Annotated in this window: 1 protein-coding gene (cut by a window edge); it reads left to right on the top strand. The window is 70.6% G+C overall.

What is annotated here, in order from left to right:
* The coding region annotated (locus D7X74_RS04485) for a non-ribosomal peptide synthetase (protein WP_147446468.1) crosses the window boundary (this coding region is incomplete at its 5' end): on the top strand, positions 1-23,737 show 23,737 of its 32,116 nt. 8,379 nt of the annotated region lie to the left of the window's left edge.

The following is a 23,737-nucleotide window of genomic DNA, read 5'->3' as shown; positions in this document are numbered from 1 at the left end:
CGCGGTGGCCGTCCGGCTGGAGACCGATGAAACGCGGCTGCTCCTCCAGGAGACGCCGGCCGGCTGGCGCGCGCAGATCAACGACGTACTGCTGACGGCGATGGCGCTCGCCTTGCGCGAGTGGACCGGCCAGTCGCGCGCGCTCATCGACCTGGAAGGCCACGGTCGCGAGGAGCTGTTCGCGGACGCGGACGTGTCCCGCACGGTCGGTTGGTTCACGACCACGGCCCCCGCGCTGGTGAAGCTGCCCGAGGGTGGCTCTTACGGTGACAGCCTGCGCTCGGTGCGCGACTCGCTGCGCAAGTGGCCGCACCACGGCCTCGGCTACGGGCTCTTGCGGTACATGGGCCCGCCGGACGTCCGTGAGCGGATGGCGGCCTTCCCCCGGGCACAGGTGGCCTTCAACTACCTGGGCCAGCTCGACGGCGCGTCCGCCGCCAGCACCCTCTTCACCCTGGGCGATGATCCGGTCGGCAGTCCGGTGGTGGCGCGCGCGTTGCGTCCGCACCTGCTGCTCGTCAACAGCTCGGTGCGCGAGGGACGGCTGCAACTGGACTTCGTCTACAGCCACCACCTGCACCACGCCTCCACCATCGAGACGCTGGCCCAGCACTTCCTCGCGTCCCTGCGCGCCCTCATCGCGCAGCGGCACTCCGAGGACGCACGCCAGATGTCACCGGGCGACTTCCCGCTGGCCCGCCTCGCGCCCGCGTCGCTCAACGCGCTGCTGGCGTCGCAGGGGCCCTCCGTGGAGGATCTCTACCCGCTCTCGCCGCTGCAGCAGGGCATGCTGTTCCACGCCCTCTACGAGCCGGACTCGGCCTTCTATTTCGAGCAGCGCTCCTGGTCGATCCACTCGGCCGTGGACATCGACGTGTTCCGCAAGACCTGGCAGGCGGTGGTGGACCGCAACCCCATCCTGCGCACGAGCTTCGTGTGGAAGGACCTGGACGCGCCCCTCCAGGTGGTGCACGCGCACGCCCCGCTGCCGTTTGAACAGCACGACTGGCGACACCTGTCCGAGGAGGAGCAGAAGGCCCGGCTGGAGCGGTTGCTCGTGGAGGATCGCGAGCGCGGATTCGACCTCGCCCGGGCGCCGCTGATGCGGCTGACGGCCATGCGTGCCTCCGACACGACCTGGCGCTTCATCTGGAGCCACCACCACCTGCTGCTGGACGGCTGGAGCTCCGGCCTCTTCTTCCAGGAGGTCTTCGCCCTCTACGACGCCTTCAGCACCGGCGCGACGCCCGCCCTGCCGACGCGGCCTCCGTACCGCGAGTACATCGCGTGGTTGCAGCGGACCGACCCCGCCGCGGACGAAGCCTTCTGGCGCGGCTACCTGGCCGGGCTGAGCACGCCCACGCCCCTGCCCGCCGCACACCCGGCGCTGACGGATGGCGGCGTGGCGGATCCGCGCAGCCTGGAAGTGGCGCTGTCGGCGGAGACCACGGCGGCGCTCCAGGCGTTCGTGCGCCAGTACCAGCTCACGCTCAACACCCTGGTGCAGGCCGCCTGGGCCCTGGTGCTCGCGCGCTACGGCGGCATGCAGGACGTCCTCTTCGGCACCACGCTGGCCGGGCGTCCTCCGGAGCTGGAGGGCTCGGAGTCCATGCTGGGCCTGCTCATCACCACGCTGCCGGTCCGCGTCCAGCTCCCCGAGGAACACGCGCCCCTGCTGCCCTGGCTCCAGAAGCTCCAGGAGCAGCAGCTGGGCATCCAGAAGCACCAGCAGACGCCGCTGGTCACCGTGCAGTCGTGGAGCGACATCCCCCGGGGCACGCCGCTCTTCAACACCCTGCTGGTCTACGAGAACTTCCCTGTCGACGAAGGGGTGCTGAAGCGCTCCACCGCGCTGGACCTGCGCGACCTCACCACGGGCGAGAGCACGCACTACGCGCTCTCCGCCTCCGCCATCCCGGGTGGCAACCAGCTCCGGCTGAACCTGGCGTATGAAGCGCGCCGCTTCGAGCCCGGGTCCATCCAGCGCATGCTGGGCCACTGGACCCAGGCCCTGGCGTCGCTCATCCAGACCGACGCCCGCCTGTCCGACCTGACGCTCGTCACATCCGAGGAGCGCGCGCGGCTGGTGGGTGAGCTGTCCGGCGACGTCCTGGAGTTCGAACGCGACGCCACGCTGCACGGCCTCCTTGAAGAACAGGTGGCCCGCACGCCGGACGCGGACGCAGTGGTGTTCGAGGAGACGACGCTCTCCTTCCGTCAGCTCGACACCCGCGCCAACCAGTTGGCCCGGCACCTGCGGTCGCTGGGCGTGGGCCCGGAGGTGACGGTGGGCCTGTGCCTGGAGCGCTCGGCGGAGGCCATCGTCGCGCTGCTCGCGGTGCTCAAGGCCGGTGGCGGCTTCGTGCCGTTCGACCCGACGGCCCCGGCCGCGCGCAAGTCGTTCCTGTTGAAGGACTGCGGCGCGTCCGTGCTGCTGACCTCGCGCGCCATCGTGGACGCGTGGAAGCCCGACGTGGCGCACGTGGTGCGGCTGGACTCCGAACAGGAGAAGGCGCACCTGGCGTCGCTCTCCGGGGAGGCCCTGCCCTCGTCGGCCCGTCCGGAGAGCCTCGCGTACGTCATCTACACGTCCGGCTCCACGGGCACGCCCAAGGGCGTGATGGTGCAGCACCGCTCTGTGCTCAACCTGCACCGGTCGCTGACGCGGACCATCTACGCGGGCCTGCCGCGCGGCCAGCGCATCACGGTCAACGCGCCGCTGTACTTCGACGCGTCCATCGAGCAGGTCCTCCAGCTCCTCGACGGCCACTGCCTGGTGGTCGTCCCCGAGGACGTGCGCCTGGATCCGGAGCGGATGCTCCCGTGGCTGGAGCAGCGGCGCATCGACGCGCTGGACTGCACGCCGTCGCAGCTCAAGCTCCTGCTGGCCGCGGGCCTGTTGGAGCGCGCGCACGTGCCGGCCCTGTTGTCGGTCGGTGGTGAGGCGCTGGACGAGGTGATGTGGCGGCAGCTCGCCGCGACGAAGCGCACGCGCGCCTTCAACGGCTACGGCCCCACCGAGTGCACCGTCGACGCCACGACGTTCCCCCTCCAGGGCGCTGCCCAGACGGTCCCGGTCATCGGCCGGCCCGTCCACAACCTGCGCGCCTACGTCCTCGACGAGCGTCAGCGGCTGGTGGCGTTCGGCATGCCGGGCGAGCTGTGCTTCTCCGGTGAAGGCGTCGCGCGCGGCTACCTGGGCCGGCCGAACCTCACGGCGGAGCGCTTCCTGCCCGACCCGTTCAGCCCCGAGCCCGGTGCACGCCTGTACCGCACGGGCGACAAGGCCCGCTGGCGCGAGGACGGCACGCTGGAGTTCATGGGCCGCCTGGACTTCCAGGTGAAGGTCCGTGGCTTCCGCATCGAGCTGGGCGAAATCGAAGCCACGCTGCGCGGCTACCCGGGCATCCGGGACGCGGTGGCGCTGGTGCGCGAGGACGTGCCCGGCGATGCGCGCCTCGTCGCCTACGTCGTGCCGGAGGTGGACACCGCGCCCCTGCGCGAACACCTGCGCAAGCACCTGCCGGAGTACATGGTGCCCGCCGCGCTGGTCGCCCTGCCCGTCCTGCCGCTGACGCCCAACGGCAAGGTGGACCGCAAGGCCCTGCCCGCGCCGGAAGCGTCGCAGCTCGGCGCGAGCACCTACGTGGCGCCCGAGACGCCGACCGAAATCGCCCTGGCCACGCTCTGGGGTGAGCTGTTGCGCGTGCCCGCCGTGGGCCGTCACGACAACTTCTTTGAACTGGGTGGCCACTCGCTGCTGGCCACGCAGGTGGTGTCGCGCATCCGGTCCACGCTGGGTGTGGAGCTACCTCTGGGAGACCTGTTCAGCGCTCCCACGGTGGCGGAGCTGGCCGCGCGGCTGGTCCATGCTGCTCGCGCCAAGACGCCGCCGCTCGTCCGGGCGGACCGGACGTCGGCGCCGCCGCTGTCGTTCGCGCAGCAGCGGCTGTGGTTCATCGATCAGTTGGAGCCGGGCACCACGCTCTACAACATGCCGCTGCCGCTGCGCTTCACCGGTGCGGTGGACGAAGGGGCGCTGCGCCAGAGCCTGGATGCACTGATCGCCCGGCATGAGGTCCTGCGCACCACGTTCCGCGTGGAAGCGGGCCAGCCCGTGCAGCACATCCACGTCGGGGCCACCGTGCCCTTCGAGTCCGTGGACCTCACGGACATCGCCGACACGACCGAGCGTCAGGCCGAAGCGAAGCGACGCGCCATCGCGGAGTCCCGCCGTCCGTTCAACCTGGAGCAGGGGCCGGTGATTCGCGCCCTGCTGCTCAAGTTGGACGCGCAGGAGCACGTGCTCGTGCTCCACCTGCACCACATCGTGTCCGACGGCTGGTCGTTGGGCGTGCTGGTGCGCGAGATGACGGCGCTCTACGAGGCCTTCCGCCACGGACAGGCCCCTGCTCTGCCGGAGCTGCCCGTGCAGTACGCCGACTTCTCCGTGTGGCAGCGCGGCTGGCTCCAGGGTGAAGTGCTGGAGGCGCAGCTCGGCTGGTGGAAGCAGCAGCTGGCGGGCGCGCCCCACGCGCTGGACCTGCCCATCGACAAGCCGCGTCCGGCCGTCGCCACCCAGCGTGGCGGCGCGGTGCCCGTGCACCTGCCGCGCGTCCTCGCGGAGAAGGTGGAGGCCCTGGCCCAGCGTGAAGGCGCTACGCCCTTCATGGTGTTGCTCGCGGCGTTCCAGACCGTGCTGCATCGGTACTCGGGACAGGACGACGTGCTGGTGGGCTCGCCCATCGCGAACCGTCGCCATGCGGAGACGGAGGGCCTCATCGGCTTCTTCGTCAACACGCTGGTGCTGCGCGGAAGCTTCGGTGCGCGGCCTTCGTTCCGGCAGCTCGTCGCGCAGGTGCGCACCACGACGCTGGGCGCGTATGAGCACCAGGACATCCCGTTCGAGCGGCTGGTGGAATCACTCCAGACGACGCGCGACCTGTCCCGCACGCCCCTGTTCCAGGTGATGTTCGCGTTGCAGAACGCGCCCCTCCCGGAGCTGGTGCTGCCCGGCCTTTCCGTGAAGGCCGCCGACATCGGGGGCCGAGGCACGTCCCAGTTCGAGCTGAGCCTGGACCTCAACCGTGAGGCGGACGGCTTCGTCGGACTCATCGACTACGCGACGGACCTGTTCGAGCGCTCCACCGTCGAGCGCCTGATGACTCACCTGCGGGTGTTGCTGGAGGGCGCACTGGAGCGTCCGGACGCACCGCTCGCGGACCTTTCCTTCGTGGATCCCGAGGAGCGTCAGCGACTGCTGGGTGACCTCAGTGGCACCGTCGCGGACTTCGACCGCGAGGCCACGCTGCATGGCCGGATTGAACGGCAGGTGGCCCGCACGCCGAACGCGGACGCCGTGGCGTTCGGGGACACGACGCTTTCCTTCCGGCAGCTCGATGCCCGCGCCAACCAGCTCGCCCGACACCTGCGCTCGTTGGGCGTGGGTCCTGAAGTGACGGTGGGCCTGTGCCTGGAGCGGTCGGCCGAGTCCATCATCGCGCTGCTCGCCGTCCTCAATGCCGGCGGAGCGTTCGTGCCGCTCGACCCCGCAGCACCCGCCGCGCGTCGGTCCTTCATCCTGGGCGACAGCCACGCATCCGTGCTGCTGACCACCCAGGCCCTGGCGGAGGCGTGGCGGCCCGACGTGGGCGCCGTCGTGTGCCTCGACGCTGAACAGAAGCCCTGGTCGGAGCTGTCATCGGAGGCACTGGCCTCCAACGTGGGCCCGGAGAACCTGGCCTACGTGCTCTACACGTCGGGCTCCACAGGTACGCCCAAGGGGGTGGCGGTGCAGCACCGCTCCGTGCTCCACCTGCATCAGGCGATGGCGCGAGACATCTACGTGCAGCCGCAGCGCGGCCTGCGCGTCAGCGTGAACGCGCCGCTGTTCTTCGACGCGTCCATGGAGCAGGTCATCCAGCTCCTGGACGGGTACTGCCTGTGCCTCGTCCCCGACGAGACGCGCAAGGACCCGGAGGCGATGCTCTCGTGGTTGGAAGCGCAGCTCATCGACTCGCTGGACTGCACGCCGTCGCAGCTCAAGCTCCTGTTGGACGCGGGCCTGCTCGAACGGGCCCACGTGCCGGCGCTGCTCATCGTCGGTGGTGAGGCGCTGGACGAAGTGACGTGGCGGCGGCTCTCCACGACAAAGCGCACGCGCGCCTTCAACGTGTACGGCCCTACCGAGAACACCGTCAACGCGACGGCCTGGGCCCTCCAGGACGCGGCGCAGTCGCTGCCCGTCATCGGCCGGCCGCTGGACAATGTGCGGGCGTACATCCTCGACGCGCAGCAGCGGCTGGTGCCCTTCGGCATGCAGGGCGAGCTGTGCCTCTCCGGTGAAGGACTCGCGCGCGGCTACCTGGGCCGTCCGGATCTCACAGCGGAGCGCTTCGTTCCGAATCCGTTCAGCACGGAGCCCGGAGCGCGGCTGTACCGCACGGGCGACAAGGCCCGCTGGCGCGAGGATGGGACGCTGGACTTCATGGGCCGCCTGGACTTCCAGGTGAAGCTGCGCGGCTACCGCATCGAGCTGGGGGAGATTGAAGCCACCCTGCGCTCGCACCCGGGCATCCGGGACGCCGTGGCCCTCGTCCGCGAGGACGTGGCCGGTGATGCGCGCCTCGTGGCCTACGTCGCGCCGGAGGTGGACACCGCGACGCTGCGCGAACACCTGCGCAAGCACCTGCCCGAGTACATGGTTCCGGCGGCATTCATGGCCCTGCCTGCCCTGCCGCTGACGTCCAACGGCAAGGTGGACCGCAAGGCCCTGCCCGCGCCGGAAGCCTCGCAGGTCGGCTCACGCAACTACGCAGCGCCGGAGACGCCGACGGAAGTCGCGCTGGCCGCGCTGTGGAGTGAAGTGCTGCGCATCCCCACCGTGGGACGGCACGACAACTTCTTCGAGTTGGGTGGCCACTCGCTGCTGGCCACGCAGTTGGTCTCTCGCGTGCGCGCCCACTTCGGGGTGGAGCTGCCCCTGCGCGCGTTCTTCGAACGGCCCACCGTGGCCGCGCTGGCCGCGCTGATTGATTCGTTCCAGGGCCCGGATGGCACGGGTGCGTCCCTGCCCGCGCTGGTGCGTGGGGAGCGGCCGGACGCGCTGCCCCTGTCGTTCGCCCAGCAGCGGTTGTGGTTCATCGAGCAGTTGGGTGCGGCGGGCACCGCGTACAGCCTGCCCATCGCTCTGAAGCTCGAAGGCACGCTGGACACCATCGTGCTGCTCGCCGCGTTCGATGAGCTGGTGCGCCGTCACGAAGCGCTGCGCACCACCTTCCATTCGGACGAGGGGGCGCCGTCGCAGGTCATCCACCCGCCCTTCCCCATGCCCCTGCGGCACGTGGACCTCACGGTCCTGGCGTCGAGGGAAGAGCGTGAGTCGGAGGCCAATCGGCTCGCACTGGAGGAGGCGCGGGCTCCGTTCGACCTGGAGCAGGGCCCGCTGTTCCGGGCGCTCCTGCTGAAGCTGGCCCCCCAGGAGTACGTGCTGGTGCTCAACACGCACCACATCATCTCCGACGGTTGGTCCGCGGGCGTCCTGGTGCGCGAAATGGGCGCGCTCTACGCGGCCTTCTCCGAGGGCCTGCCCTCCCCGCTGCCGGAGCTGGCGGTGCAGTACGCCGACCACACCCTCTGGCAGCGCGGCTGGCTCCAGGGCGACGTGCTGGAGCAGCAACTCGGCTACTGGCGCGAGCAGCTGGACGGCGCTGAACCGTTCCTGGATCTGCCCACGGACTTCACGCGTCCGGCGCAGCAATCCTTCCAGGCGGCGGACGAACACCTGGTGCTGTCGCGCGAGCTGACCGACGCCCTGGAGACGTTGGCGAAGCAGGAGTCCGCCACGCCGTACATGGTGCTGCTGTCGGCCTTCAAGCTGCTGCTGCACCGGTACTCCGGCCAGGAGGACGTGCTCATCGGTTCGCCCATCGCGGGCCGCCGTCACGCCGAGTCCGAAGCGCTCATCGGCTACTTCGCCAACACCGTCGTGCTGCGTACGCAGGTGAAGGACACGCTGACCTTCCGCGAGCTGCTCGCGCAGGTGCGCACCACGACGTTGGGGGCCTACGAGCACCAGGACCTCCCGTTCGAGAAGCTGGTGGAGGCCCTGAAGCCGGACCGCGACCTGAGCCGCACGCCGTTCTTCCAGGTGACGTTCACCCTGCAGAACTCGCCGATGCCGGAGCTGGTCCTTCCGGAGCTGACGCTCAGGGGCCTGGACAATGATCCGGGCATCATCCTCTTCGACCTGCAGCTCGTGATGAACCGCGGGCCCGACGGGTTCACGGGCGGGCTGCTCTACAACACAAGCCTGTTCGCGCAGCCCACGGCGGCGGGCATGGTCCAGCGGCTGGTGCTGTTGCTGGAGGCCGCCGTCCGCGCGCCGGATACGCGCCTGTCCGACCTGCCCCTGCTCACGAATGGGGAGCGCCGACAGGTCCTCGTCGAATGGAACCGCACGTCCCGCGACTACCCGCGTGACGCCTCCGTGGCCGCGCTCTTCTCCGCGCAGGCCGCACGCACGCCCAATGCCCTGGCGCTGAAGTCCGGCGAGCAGACGCTCACGTACGCGGCGCTGGACCGCGACTCCAACCAGTTGGCGCACCACCTGCGCCGCCTGGGCGTGAGGCCCGGAGACCGGGTCGGCCTGTGCCTGGAGCGCTCGTTCGAGCTCATCGTCGGCATGCTGGGCATCCTCAAGGCCGGGGCGGCCTACGTGCCGGTGGAGGCGAAGTATCCGGCCGACCGCATCACCTGGATCCTCCAGGAGGCGGGCGTCAGCGTGCTGGTGACGCAGGAGTCACTGGCGGATGAACTGCCGTCGGTGGCGGACCTCCAGGTCCTCATGGACGGGGACGCGGCGGTGCTGGCGAAGCAGCCGGAGACCGCGCTGGACGTGGAAGTGCCGGCCGAGGCGCTGGCGTACGTGATGTTCACGTCGGGCAGCACGGGGCGCCCCAAGGGCGTCAGCGTGCCCCAGCGCGGCATCGTGCGGCTGGTGCGTGGCAACGACTTCATCCACTTCGGGCCGGAGGAAGTCTTCCTCCAGTTGGCGCCGGTCGCGTTCGACGCGTCCACGCTGGAGGTCTGGGGTGCGCTGCTCAATGGCGCGAGGTTGGTGCTCGCTCCGCCCAAGGCGCTGTCCCTGGAGGAGACGGGTGCGCTCCTCACCACCGAAGGCATCACCACGCTGTGGCTCACCGCCGTGCTCTTCGAGCAGATGGTCAACGACCAGGGCGAAGCGCTGGCGAGGGTGCGGCAGGTGCTGGCGGGCGGCGACGTGCTGCCCGTGGAGCGCGTGCGCGACCATCTGGCGCGGATGCCTTCGGGCTCCGTGCTCGTCAACGGCTACGGTCCCACGGAGAACACCACGTTCTCCGCCACGTATGCCCTGGGTGCCGGGGACAGCGTGGGCCGGTCGGTGCCCATCGGTCGGCCGCTGGCGCAGTCCACCGCATGGGTGCTGGATGCTGCCCTCCAGCCCGTGCCGGTGGGCGTGCCGGGTGCGCTCTACGTCGGCGGCGATGGCCTCGCGTGGGGCTACCTGAACCGTCCGGACCTGACCGCTGAGCGCTTCATCCCCCACCCCTTCGCCACGGAGCCGGGTGCTCGCCTCTACAGCACCGGCGATCGCGTGCGTTGGCAGGCGGATGGGACGTTGGAGTTCCTGGGTCGCACCGACTTCCAGGTGAAGCTGCGCGGCTTCCGCATCGAGCCCGGCGAAGTCGAAGCCGTGCTGCGTCAGTCGCCGCACGTTCAAGAAGTGGTGGTCCTGGCGCGCAAGGACTCGTCCGGTGACAAGCGGCTCGTCGCCTACGTCGTGTCCACGGGAGAGGGTTTTGATTCCTCCGCGCTGAAGGCGTTCGTCCAGAAGCAGTTGCCCGAATACATGGTCCCCACGGCCTGGGTGGAGCTGTCCGCCCTGCCGCTGTCGGCCAACGGCAAGGTGGACCGCAAGGCACTGCCCGCCCCGGAGGCGCCGCGCGTCTCCGACGCGAAGGTGTCCGCGCCTCGCAACGCGATGGAGACGGCCCTCGTCGCCATCTGGGCGGAGGTGCTGCACCTGGAGACCGTCGGCATCCACGACGACTTCTTCGAGCTGGGCGGCCACTCGCTGCTGGCCACGCAGGTGGTGTCGCGCATCCGGTCCACGCTGGGTGTGGAGCTGCCGCTGGGAGACCTCTTCAGCGCGCCCACCGTGGCCACGCTGGCGGAGAAGCTGGGCAGCGCCAGCCGAACGCAGGCGCCCCCGCTGGTCCGCGCGGAGCGGACCACCGCGCCGCCGCTGTCGTTCGCGCAGCAGCGGCTGTGGTTCATCGACCAGTTGGAGCCGGGCACCAGCCTGTACAACATGCCGCTGCCGCTGCGGCTGACCGGTGCGCTGGACGAAGGCGCGCTGCGCAAGAGCCTGGATGCGCTGATGGCGCGGCACGAATCGCTGCGCACCACGTTCCGCGTGGAAGCGGGCCAGCCCGTGCAGCACATCCACTCGGAAGCCACCGTGCCCTTCGAGTCCGTGGACCTCACGGGCATCGCGGACGCGACGGAACGGCAGGCGGAAGCAGAGCGACGAGGCCTGGCGGAATCCCGCCGCCCGTTCAACCTGGAGCAGGGCCCGGTGATTCGCGCCCTCCTCCTGAAGCTGGGTGCGGAGGACCACGTGCTGGTGGTGCACGTGCACCACATCGTGTCCGACGGCTGGTCTCTGGGCGTGCTGGTGCGCGAAGTCACCGCCCTCTACGAGGCCTTCCGCCACGGCCAGACGCCGGCCCTGCCGGAGCTGCCTGTGCAGTACGCGGACTACGCCGTGTGGCAGCGCAACTGGCTCCAGGGCGACGTGTTGAAGGCGCAGCTCGGCTGGTGGAAGCAGCAGCTCGCGGGTGCGTCCCACGTGCTGGATCTACCCACCGACAAGCCGCGTCCGGCCGTCGCCACCCAGCGTGGCGACGCGGTGCACGTGCGCCTGCCGCGCGCGCTGTCCGAGCAGGTGGAGGCCCTGGCGCAGAAGGAAGGCGCTACGCCCTTCATGGTGCTGCTGGCGGCCTTCCAGACCGTGCTGCACCGGTACTCCGGTCAGGACGACGTGCTGGTGGGCTCCCCCATCGCGAACCGTAGCCACGCGGAGACGGAGGGCCTGATCGGCTTCTTCGTCAACACGCTGGTCCTGCGTGGAAGCTTCGGCGCCCGGACGACGTTCCGGGAGCTGCTGGCCCAGGTGCGCGCCACGACGCTGGGCGCGTACGAACACCAGGATCTCCCCTTCGAGCGGCTGGTGGAGTCGCTGCAGACGACGCGTGATCTGGCCCGCACGCCGCTGTTCCAGGTGCTGTTCGCGTTGCAGAACGCGCCCCTCCCGGAGCTGGCGCTGCCCGGCCTGTCCGTGTCGGGGGCTCACTTCGGCGGACGGGATCTGTCCCTGTTCGAGATGAGCCTGGACCTGAACCGGGACGCGGATGGCTTCGCCGGAATGCTCCAGTACGCGACGGACCTGTTCGAGCCCGCCACCATCGAACGGCTCGCGACGCACCTGCGCGTGCTGCTGGAGACCGTACTCGTGCGGCCCGATGTGCCGCTGGCCGACGTGCCGCTCAGCTCGCCGGAAGAGCACGCCCGGCTCGTGAGCATCGCGCGTGGGGACGTCGTGGACTTCGACCTGGAGTCCACGCTGCATGGGCTCATCGAAGCGCAGGTGGCCCGTACGCCGGACGCGGACGCCCTGGAGTTCGAGGGGACGACGCTGTCCTTCCGTCAGCTTGACGCCCGCGCCAACCAACTGGCCCGGCACCTGCGCTCGCTGGGCGTGGGCCCGGAGTCGACGGTGGCACTGAGCCTGGAGCGCTCCACGGACGCCATCATCGCGTTCCTCGCGGTGCTCAAGGCGGGCGGCGCGTTCGTGCCGCTCGATCCGGCAGCCCCCGCCGCGCGCAAGGACTTCCTCCTGCGCGACTGCGGAGCCTCCGTGCTGCTGACCACCCGGGCCCTGGCCGAAGCGTGGCAGCCCGACGTCGAGCACGTGGTGAAGCTGGATGTCGAACAGACCTGGCTGGCGGCGCTCTCCGACGAGCCGCTGCCTGCCTCGGCCGGTCCGGACAACCTCGCGTACGTCATCTACACGTCGGGTTCCACGGGCACGCCCAAGGGCGTGATGGTGCAGCACCGCACCGTCGTCCACCTGCACCACACGCTGGTCCGGAAGATCTACACGCAGCAGCGTCCGCTGCGCGTCAGCCTGAACTCGGCGCTGTACTTCGATGCCGTCATCGAGGCGTTCATCAAGCTGCTCGCCGGCCACTGCCTCTGCATCATCCCCGAGGACACGCGCCGGGATCCGGAGCGGATGCTCACGTGGATCGAGCAGCAGCGCATCGACCTGCAGACCAGTACGCCCTCGCAGATCAAGCTCCTGCTGGAAGCGGGAATGCTGGAGCGCGCCTGGGTGCCGTCGCAGTTCCTGGTGGGCGGCGAGGCCATGGACGAAGCCCTCTGGCGCCTCTTCGCCGGGACGACCCGCACGCGCGCCTTCAACGGCTACGGCCCCACCGAATGCACCGTGGCTGTCACGGCGTACGACGTCCAGGGCACCCCCCTGCCCCGGCCCGTCATCGGCCGGCCGCTGGACAACCTGCGCGCCTACGTCCTCGATGAGCACCAGCACCTGGTGCCCTTCGGCCTGCCCGGCGAGCTGTGTTTCTCCGGCGCGGGCATCACGCGCGGCTACCTGCGCCGCCCGGACCTCACCGCGGAGCGCTTCATCCCGGATCCGTTCAGCACGGAGCCCGGTGCACGCCTCTACCGCACGGGCGACAAGGCCCGTTGGCGCGAGGACGGCACGCTGGACTTCATGGGCCGCCTGGACTTCCAGGTGAAGCTGCGCGGCTACCGCATCGAGCTGGGCGAGGTCGAAGCCACCCTGCGCTCGCACCCGGACATCCGGGATGCCGTGGCCCTCGTTCGCGAGGACGTGGCCGGCGATGCGCGCCTCGTCGCGTACGTCGTGCCGGAGGTGGACACCTCGACGCTGCGCGAACACCTGCGCAAGCACCTGCCCGAGTACATGGTGCCCGCCGCGTTGGTCGCCCTGCCCGCCCTGCCGCTGACGCCCAACGGCAAGGTGGACCGCAAGGCCCTGCCCGCGCCGGAAGCGTCGCAGGTCGGGTCGCGCAACTACGCAGCGCCCGAGACGCCGACGGAAGTCGCGCTGGCCGCGCTGTGGAGTGAAGTGTTGCGCATCCCCACCGTGGGACGCCATGACAACTTCTTCGAGCTGGGCGGCCACTCGCTGCTGGCCACGCAGTTGGTCTCTCGCGTGCGCGCCCACTTCGGGGTGGAGCTGCCCCTGCGCGCGTTCTTCGAGCGGCCCACCGTGGCCGCGCTGGCCGCGCTGATTGATTCGTTCCAGGGCCCGGATGGCACGGGAGCGTCCCTGCCCGCGCTGGTCCGCGCGGAGCGGCCGGACGTGCTGCCCCTGTCGTTCGCGCAGCAGCGGTTGTGGTTCATCGAGCAGCTCGGCACGGCGGGGACCGCGTACAGCATCCCGGTGTCGTTGAAGCTCGAAGGCCCACTGGACACGACCGTGCTCCAGCACGCGTTCGATGAACTGGTGCGCCGTCACGAAGCGCTGCGCACCACCTTCCGTCCGCACGAGGGCTCACCGTCGCAGGTCATCCACCCGCCCTTCCCCATGCCGCTGCGCCACGTGGACCTTACGTCCATCGCATCGCCGGAGGAGCGTCAGGCGGAGGCCCTGCGGATCGCCAACGACGAGGCGCGCATCCCGTTCAACCTGGAGACGGGGCCGCTGGTCCGGGTGCTCGTGTTGAAGCTGGGCCCCACGGAGCACGGCCTGGTGCTGACGCAGCACCACATCATCTCCGACGGCTGGTCCACGAGCGTCCTGGTGCGGGAGATGGGCGCGCTCTACGCGGCCTTCTCCAAGGGCCTGCCTTCGCCCCTGCCGGAGCTGGCGGTGCAGTACGCCGACCACTCGCTCTGGCAGCGCGGCTGGCTGCAAGGCGATGTGCTGGAGCAGCAGCTCGGCTACTGGCGTCAGCAGCTCGACGGCGCCGCGCCGTACCTGGACCTGCCCACGGACCATCCGCGTCCGGCACGGCAGTCCTTCCAGGGCGCGGACCAGACCGTGTCCCTGCCGCTCGCGCTGAGCGAAGCGGTGGAGGCGATGGCGAAGCGGGAGTCCGCCACGCCGTACATGCTGCTGCTGGCGGCCTTCAAGCTGCTGCTGCACCGGTACTCGGGCCAGGAGGACGTGCTCATCGGTTCGCCCATCGCGGGCCGCCGCCACGCCGAATCCGAAGCGCTCATCGGCTACTTCGCCAACACCGTGGTCGTGCGCACGCAGGTGAAGGACACGCTGACCTTCCGCGAGCTGCTGGCCCAGGTGCGCACCACGACGCTGGGCGCGTACGAACACCAGGACCTTCCGTTCGAGAAGCTGGTGGAGGTGCTGAACCCCGAGCGTGACCTGAGCCGCACGCCGTTCTTCCAGGTGACGTTCACCCTGCAGAACGCGCCGATGCCGGAGCGGGTGCTCCCGGAGTTGACGCTCCGGCCGATGGACAGCGAGCTGCGCTACAGCCTCTTCGACCTGCAGTTGTTGCTGGGCCGTACCCCCGACGGCTTCGGCGGGACGCTGCTCTACAACACCGCGCTGTTCGCGCCCGAGACGATGGCGGGGCTCGTCCATCGATTCCAGGTCCTGCTGGACGCGGTCCTGGCTTCGCCCGATGTCCCCGTGGCGCGGCTCCCGCTCATCACGCCCGAGGAGCGCCAGAAGCTGCTCGTCGGGTGGAACTCCACGTCCCGCGACTACCCGCGCGACGCCTCCGTGGCCGGGCTCTTCTCCGCGCAGGCCGCACGCACGCCGGATGCTCCCGCGTTGAAGTCCGGGGACAAGACGCTGACGTACGCGGCCCTGGATCGCGCTTCCAACCAGTTGGCGCACTACCTGCGCCGGTTGGGCGTCAGGCCGGGCGACCGCGTGGGCCTGTGCCTGGAACGCTCGTTCGAGCTCATCGTCGGCATGCTCGGCATCCTGAAGGCCGGGGCGGCCTACGTGCCGGTGGAGGCGAAGTACCCGGCGGACCGCATCACCTGGATGCTCCAGGAGGCGGGCGTCAGCGTGCTCGTGACGCAGGAGTCACTGGCGGATGAGCTGCCGTCGGTGGCGGACCTCCAGATCCTGATGGATGAGGAAGCGGCCATCATCGCGAAGCTGCCGGAGACCGCGCTGGACGTGGACATGCCGGCCGAAGCGCTGGCGTACGTGATGTTCACGTCGGGCAGCACGGGGCGTCCCAAGGGCGTCAGCGTGCCCCAGCGCGGCATCGTGCGACTGGTGCGCGGCAACGACTTCATCCACTTCGGACCGGAGGAGGTCTTCCTCCAGTTGGCGCCAGTCGCGTTCGACGCGTCCACGCTGGAGGTCTGGGGCGCGCTGCTCAACGGCGCGAAGCTCGTGCTGGCCCCGGCGAAGGCCCTGTCCTTCGAGGAGACGGGCGCGCTGCTGGTGGGCGAAGGCATCACCACGCTGTGGCTCACCGCCGCGCTCTTCGAGCAGATGGTCAACGACCAGGGCGAAGCGCTGGCGAGGGTGCGGCAGGTGCTGGCGGGCGGCGACGTGCTGCCCGTGGAGCGCGTGCGCGACCACCTGGCGCGGATGCCCTCGGGCTCCGTGCTCGTCAACGGCTACGGTCCCACGGAGAACACCACGTTCTCCGCCACGTATGCCCTGGGTGCCGGGGACAGCGTGGGCCGGTCGGTGCCCATCGGTCGGCCGCTGGCGCAGTCCACCGCATGGGTGCTGGATGCTGCCCTCCAGCCCATGCCGGTGGGCGTGCCGGGTGCGCTCTACGTCGGCGGCGATGGCCTCGCGTGGGGCTACCTGAACCGTCCGGACCTGACCGCCGAACGCTTCATCCCCCACCCCTTCGCCACGGAGCCGGGTGCGCGCCTCTACAGCACCGGCGACCGCGTGCGTTGGCAGGCGGATGGGACGTTGGAGTTCCTGGGCCGCACCGACTTCCAGGTGAAGATCCGCGGCTTCCGCATCGAGACCGGTGAAGTCGAAGCCGTGCTGCGCCAGTCATCGCAGGTGCGCGAGGCCGTGGTCCTGGCGCGTGAGGACGTGCCCGGGGACAAGCGGCTGGTCGCGTACATCGTGCCCACGGCTGACGCAGGCGACCTGGATCAGCTCAAGGCGTTCGCCCAGAAGCTGCTGCCGGACTACATGGTGCCGGCCGCGTTCGTCACCCTGCCCTCGCTGCCGCTGTCGGCCAATGGCAAGGTGGACCGCAAGGCGCTGCCCGCTCCGGAGGCGCCGCGCGTCTCCGACGCGAAGGTGTCCGCGCCTCGCAACGCGATGGAGACGGCACTCGTCGCCATCTGGGCGGAGGTGCTGCACCTGGAGACCGTCGGCATCCACGACGACTTCTTCGAGCTGGGCGGCCACTCGCTGCTGGCCACGCAGGTGGTGTCGCGCATCCGGTCCACGCTGGGTGTGGAGCTGCCTCTGGGAGACCTCTTCAGCGCGCCCACCGTGGCCACGCTGGCGGAGAAGCTGGGCAGTGCCAGTCGGACGCAGGCGCCCCCACTGGTCCGCGCGGAGCGGACCACCGCGCCGCCGCTGTCGTTCGCGCAGCAGCGCCTCTGGTTCATCGACCAGTTGGAGCCGGGCACCAGCCTGTACAACATGCCGCTGCCGCTGCGGCTGACGGGCGCGCTGGACGAAGGCGCGCTGCGCAAGAGCCTGGACGCGCTGATGGCGCGGCATGAATCGCTGCGCACCACGTTCCGAGTGGAAGCGGGCCAGCCCGTGCAGCGCATCCACGCCGAGGCCACCGTGCCCTTCGAGTCCGTGGACCTCACGGGCTCGACGGAGCCGCAGGCCGAGCTGGAGCGTCGGGCCCTCGCGGAGTTCCGCCGCCCGTTCGACCTGGAGCACGGACCGGTGATCCGCGCCCTGCTCATGAAGCTGGGCGCGGAGGACCACGTGCTGGTGCTGCACCTGCACCACATCGTGTCCGACGGCTGGTCTCTGGGCGTGTTGGTGCGCGAAGTCACCACGTTCTACGAGGCCTTCCGCCACGGACAAGTCCCGGCCCTGCCGGAGCTGCCCGTGCAGTACGCGGACTACGCCGTGTGGCAGCGAAACTGGCTGCAGGGTGACGTGCTGGAAGCGCAGTTGGGTTGGTGGAAGCAGCAGCTCGCGGGCGCACCCCACGTGCTGGACCTGCCCACCGACAAGCCGCGTCCGGCCGTCGCCACCCAGCGCGGCGACGCGGTGTCCGTGCGCCTGCCGCGTGCCCTGTCCGAGCAGGTGGAAGCCCTGGCCCAGAAGGAAGGCGCCACGCCCTTCATGGTGCTGCTGGCGGCCTTCCAGACCGTGCTGCATCGGTACTCGGGGCAGGACGACGTGCTGGTGGGTTCACCCATCGCGAACCGTGGCCACGCGGAGACGGAGGGCCTGATCGGCTTCTTCGTCAACACGCTGGTGCTGCGCGGCAGCTTCGGTGCGCGGCCCTCGTTCCGGCAGCTCCTGTCGCAGGTGCGCACCACGACGCTGGGCGCCTACGAACACCAGTACCTCCCCTTCGAGCGGCTGGTGGAGTCGCTGCAGACGACGCGCGACCTGGCCCGCACGCCGCTGTTCCAGGCGCTCTTCGCACTCCAGAACGCACCGGTGTCAGGGGCGACGATGCCCGGCCTCGCCGTGCAGCCCGCCGACTTCGGCAGCCGTGCGACCACCCTGTTCGAGCTGAGCCTGGACCTGAGCCGTGACGCGGACGGCTTCGCGGGCCGGCTCGAATACGCGACGGACCTGTTCGAGCCCGCCACCATCGAGCGGCTCCTCACGCACCTGCGCGTGCTGCTGGAGACCGTGGTCGTGCGGCCCGATGCCCCGCTGGCCGACCTGTCCCTCGATGCACCCGAGGCGCAGGCGCGGCTCCTCGACCTGGGACGCGGCGACGTCGTGGACTTCGACCTGGAGTCCACGGTGCACGGCCTCATTGAACAGCAGGCGGTCCGCACGCCGGACGCGGACGCCGTGGTGTTCGAGGGGACGACGCTGTCCTTCCGTCAGTTCAACGCCCGGGCCAACCAGCTCGCCCGGCACCTGCGCTCGCTGGGCGTGGGGCCGGAGAAGACGGTGGCTCTGAGCCTGGAGCGCTCCGCGGACGCCATCGTCGCGTTCCTCGCGGTGCTCAAGGCGGGCGGCGCGTTCGTGCCGCTCGACCCGGCGGCCCCTGACGCGCGCAAGGCCTACATCCTGGAGAACAGCCGCGCCTCCGTGCTGCTGACCACCCAGGCCCAGGCCGAAGCGTGGCGGCCCGACGTCGCCCACGTCGTGAAGCTGGATGTCGCACAGGCCCACATCGCGACCCTCTCCGAGGAGCCCCTGCCTGCCTCCGCGGGCCCGGACAACCTCGCGTACGTCATCTACACGTCGGGTTCCACGGGCACGCCCAAGGGCGTGATGGTGCAGCACCGCTCTGTCGTCCACCTGCACCACACGCTGGTCCGGAAGGTCTACACGCAGCAGCGCCCGCTGCGCGTCAGCCTCAACTCGGCGCTGTACTTCGATGCCGTCATCGAGGCGTTCATCAAGCTGCTCGCCGGCCACTGCCTCTGCATCATTCCGGAAGACACGCGCCGGGATCCGGAGCGGATGCTCACGTGGATTGAACAGCAGCGCATCGACCTGCAGACCAGCACGCCCTCGCAGCTCAAGCTCCTGCTGGAAGCCGGAATGCTGGAGCGCGCCTGGGTGCCGTCGCAGATCATGCTGGGCGGCGAAGCCCTGGACGAAGTGACGTGGCGGTTGCTGGCCACGACGGGCCGCACGCGTGCCTTCAACGGCTACGGTCCCACCGAGACCACTGTTTGCGTCACGACGTACGACATCCAGGGCACCGCCCTGTCCCAGCCCGTCATCGGCCGGCCGCTGGACAACCTGCGCGCCTACGTCCTCGATGAGCACCAGCGCCTGGTGCCCTTCGGCCTGCCCGGCGAGCTGTGCTTCTCCGGCGCGGGCGTCACGCGCGGCTACCTGGGCCAGCCGGAGCTGACAGCGGAGCGCTTCGTTCCGGATCCGTTCAGCACCGAGCCCGGCGCGCGCCTCTACCGCACGGGTGACAAGGCCCGCTGGCGCGAGGACGGCACGCTGGAGTTCATGGGCCGCCTGGACTTCCAGGTGAAGCTGCGCGGCTACCGCATCGAACTGGGCGAGGTCGAAGCCACCCTGCGCACGTACCCGGGCATCCGGGACGCGGTCGCGGCGGTGCGCGAGGACGTCCCCGGCGATGCGCGGCTCGTCGCCTGGGTCGTGCCGGAGGTGGACACCGCCCCCTTGCGCGAACACCTGCGCCGGTTCCTGCCCGACTACATGGTGCCGGCCACGTTCTTCACCCTGCCCGCCCTGCCGCTGACGCCCAACGGCAAGGTGGACCGCAAGGCCCTGCCCACGCCGGAAGCGTCGCGGATCCCCACCCGCATCACCGACGCGCCCGGGACGCCCACCGAGGTGGCCCTGGCCGCGCTGTGGAGCGAGCTGTTGCGCGTGCCCGCCGTGGGCCGTCACGACAACTTCTTCGAGCTGGGCGGCCACTCGCTGCTGGCCACGCAGGTCGTGGCCCGGGTGCGTGCCCGCTTCGGCGTGGAGCTGCCGGTCCGTGCGCTGTTCGAATCGCCCACCGTGGCGACACTCGCCCTGCGCCTGCCGGACGCTCCGACGGCCACCGTGCTGCCGCCGCTGATCCCGGCCGCGACGCCTGGGCCGCATCCGCTGTCGTTCGCGCAGCAGCGGCTGTGGTTCATCGATCAGCTGGACCCGGGCAGCCCGCTCTACAACATGCCCACCGCGCTGCGCCTGTCGGGCACGGTGGACGTCCCGGCGTTCCAGCAGGCCTTCGACGCCCTGATCCAGCGGCATGAATCGCTGCGCACCACGTTCGAGGCCCACGAAGGCGAGCCCCGTCAGCGCATCCACCCCGCCCCGGCGCGAAGCCTGTTCGTGGTGGACCTCACCACCCTGCCCCAGGAAGCGCGCGAGGCCGAAGTGCTCCGGCTCGCGAGCGAGGACGCCCTGCGTCCGTTCGACCTGGCCGCGGGCCCGCTGGTGAGGCTCACGCTGCTGAAGCTGGACGCGAGCGAGCACGTGCTGCTCCTGTGCCTCCACCACAGCATCAGCGATGGTTGGTCCATCGGCGTGCTGGTGCGCGAGGTCGTGGCCCTCTACGAGGCCTTCCGTCAGGGGCTGCCGTCGCCGCTGCCTCCGCTGCCGGTGCAGTACGCGGACTACTCCGTGTGGCAGCGCAACTGGCTCCAGGGTGATGCGCTCAATGCGCAATTGGGTTGGTGGAAGCAGCAGCTCGCCGGTGCGCCGCAAGCGCTGGCCCTGCCCACCGACAAGCCCCGTCCCCCGCAGCGCTCCGCACGGGGCGCCATGCTCCCGGTGCACGTGCCTCCGGCCCTGAGCGAAGCGGTGGAGGCCCTGGCGCAGCGTGAGGGCGCTACGCCCTTCATGGTGCTGCTGTCGGCCTTCCAGACCCTGCTGCACCGGTACTCCGGTCAGGAGGATCTGCTGGTGGGCACGTCCATCGCGGGCCGGCGCCACGCGGAGACGGAGGGCCTCATCGGCTTCTTCGTCAACACGCTGGTGCTGCGCGCCCGCTTCGACGCGCGTCCCTCGTTCCGTCAGGTGCTCACGCAGGTGCGCGCCAACACGCTGGGCGCGTACGAACACCAGGACATCCCGTTCGAGCGGCTGGTGGAAGCGCTCCAGCCCGCGCGCGACCTGTCGCGCACGCCGCTCATCCAGGCCCTCTTCGTGCTCCAGAACACGCCGGAGTCGGAAGCGCGCCTGCCGGAGCTCACGCTGCGGCCGGTGGAGGTGGAGCTGAACTCGACGAAGTTCGACCTGGACCTGAGCCTGAGCCGCACGGCCCGGGGCTTCGAGGGCGCCCTCTTCTACAGCACGGATCTCTTCGAGGCGGCCACCGCCCGGAGGTTGACGGAGCACCTGGTCCAATTGCTGGAAGGCGCCATCGCCACGCCGGACGCCGCCGTGGAGACGCTGCCCCTGCTGTCCGCGGACGAGCGTCAGTGGGTGCTGGAGGAGTGGAGTGGCGAGACGGCCGACTTCCCGGCCGACCTGTCCTTCCACACGCGCTTCGAGCAGCAGGTGACCCGCACGCCCAAGGCACCCGCCGTGGTGATGGGTGACACGACGGTCTCCTTCCACCAGCTCAACGTGCGCGCCAACCAGCTCGCCCACTACCTGCGCACGCTGGGGGTGGGCCCCGAGGTGCCGGTGGCGTTCAGCCTGGAGCGCTCGCCGGAGGCCCTGGTCGCGCTGCTGGGCATCCTCAAGGCGGGCGGTGCCTACGTGCCGCTCGACCCGGCGGCCCCCGCCGCGCGCAAGGCCTTCATCCTGGAGAACAGCGGCGCATCGGTGCTGCTGACGACCCAGGCCCTGGCGGAGACGTGGCAGCCGACGGTGCGTCATCTGGTGCGGCTGGACACGGAGGCACGGCGCATCGATGCGCTGTCGCCGGGCAACCCGCGCGCGGACGTGCGGCCCGAACACCTGGCGTACATCCTCTACACGTCCGGCTCCACGGGCACGCCCAAGGGCGTGATGGTGCAGCACCGCTCCGTGATGCACCTGCATCGCGCCATGGCGGACGTCCTCTCCGCAGAAGGCCCGAAGGTCATGCGGGCCAGCCTCAACGCGCCGCTCTACTTCGACGTGTCCGTGGGGCAGCTGTTGCTGCTGCTGGATGGACACTGCCTGTGCCTCGTCCCGGAGGACGTGCGCCTGGAGCCGGAGCGGATGCTCGCGTGGCTGGAGCAGCAGCGCATCGACGTGCTGGATTGCACGCCGTCGCAGCTCAAGCCCCTGCTGGAGGCGGGCCTGCTGGAGCGCACCCACGTGCCGGCGAGCATCCTCGTCGCCGGTGAAGCGGTGGATGAAGTCACCTGGCGCGTCCTCGCCGGGACGACGCGCACGCGCGCCATCAATGCCTATGGCCCCACCGAGGGCACGGTGTACGCCACCTCGTGGAGCATGCAGGGCGCGCCGCAGCTGGCGCCCGTCATCGGCCGGCCGCTCGTCAACATGGGGGCGTTCGTGCTCGACGCGAGCCTGAACCCCGTGTCGGTGGGCGTGCCCGGGGAGCTGTTCATCTCCGGCGAGGGACTCGCACGCGGCTACCGCGCCCGGGCGGACCTCACCGCGGAACGCTTCATCCCCCACCCGTTCAGCACCCGGCCCGGTGCGCGCCTGTACCGCACGGGCGACCGGGCCCGCTGGCGGCAGGACGGCACGCTCGACTTCATGGGGCGCGTGGACTTCCAGGTGAAGCTGCGCGGCTTCCGCATCGAGCCCGGTGAAATCGAAGCCGCCCTGCGCACGCACCCGGGCATCCGGGACGCGGTGGCCCTCGTCCGCGAGGACGTCCCGGGCCTGCCGCGCCTCGTGGCCTACGTGGCCCCCGCCGTGGACACTGCTCCGCTGCGCGGCCACCTCCAGCGCTCGCTGCCGGAGTACATGGTGCCGGCCACCTTCGTCGCGCTGCCGGCGCTTCCGCTCACGACCAACGGGAAGGTGGACCGCTTGGCCCTGCCGGCCCCGGTGGATGGGGCGGCGAGTTCGGGGGGCCTGATGGGTCCGCGCGATGAGACCGAGGCACGGCTCGCGCTGCTCTGGGCGCAGGCCCTGGGCGTGTCCGCCGTGGACGTGCGCAGCAGCTTCTTCGAGCTGGGTGGCCACTCGCTGCTCGCGGTGCGCTTGCTGGCGGCGGTGAACCGTGAGTCGGGCCGTCGCCTCCCGCTGTCGGCGCTCTTCCAGGCGCCCAGCGTGGAGCGGTTCGCGCGGTGGATGAATGAGGCGCAGGACACCCGGCCCTTCTCGCCGCTGGTGCCCTTCGCGAAGGAAGGCCCGGGCACCGCCCCGCCGTTCTTCTGCGTCCACCCGGTGGGTGGCAACGTGCTCGCGTACGCGGAGCTGGCGCGGCGGTTGGGCGCGGACCAGCCCTTCTACGGCCTGGAGGCGCGGGGCCTGGACGGCACGAGTGCACCCCTGGGGACGGTGGAGGTGATGGCCACCAGCTACGTGCAGGCGCTGCGCACGGTGCAGCCTTCCGGCCCCTACCACCTGGGCGGCTGGTCGCTGGGCGGCGTCATCGCGTACGAGATGGCGCACCAACTGCGCGCGGCGGGCGAGGAGGTGGCGCTGCTCGCGCTCATCGACTCGTACGTCCCGGAGACGGTGGCGGCTTCGGAGCCGGCCCTGGAGCGCACGCTGGCCGTGGGCTTGTTCGCCCAGGACTTGATGGGCGTGTCCCTGGCGGAGCTGGAGCTGGACATGGCGGAGCTGGCGACGCTGGAGCCCGAAGCGGCCCTCACGCGGGTGCTGGAGTCCGCGGTGCGTGCCGGAGCACTGCCGCCCGGCGTGGACAGCGCGAACCCGGCCGCCCTCTTCCGTGTCTTCGAGGCCAACCTCGAAGCGGCCCGGCGCTACCGCCCGCCCGCGATGGAACAGCAGGTGCTGCGCGTGCAGGCGGACACGGGTTCGGGTGACGGCGGCTGGTCGGCGCTTGTCGGTGAACGGCTGGAGTCGTACCGCCTGCCGGGCAACCACTACACGCTGCTGCGCGAGCCCACCGTGCAGACCGTGGCGGACCTGTTGAAGAAGGCCCTCCGCGATCCGCACGGAAAGTAG

The organism is Corallococcus sp. CA047B (genome assembly GCF_003612065.1).
GTDB lineage: Bacteria > Myxococcota > Myxococcia > Myxococcales > Myxococcaceae > Corallococcus > Corallococcus praedator.
Note: the sequence above shows the minus strand (reverse complement) of the source record. Positions and strands in the feature narration are given on the sequence as shown.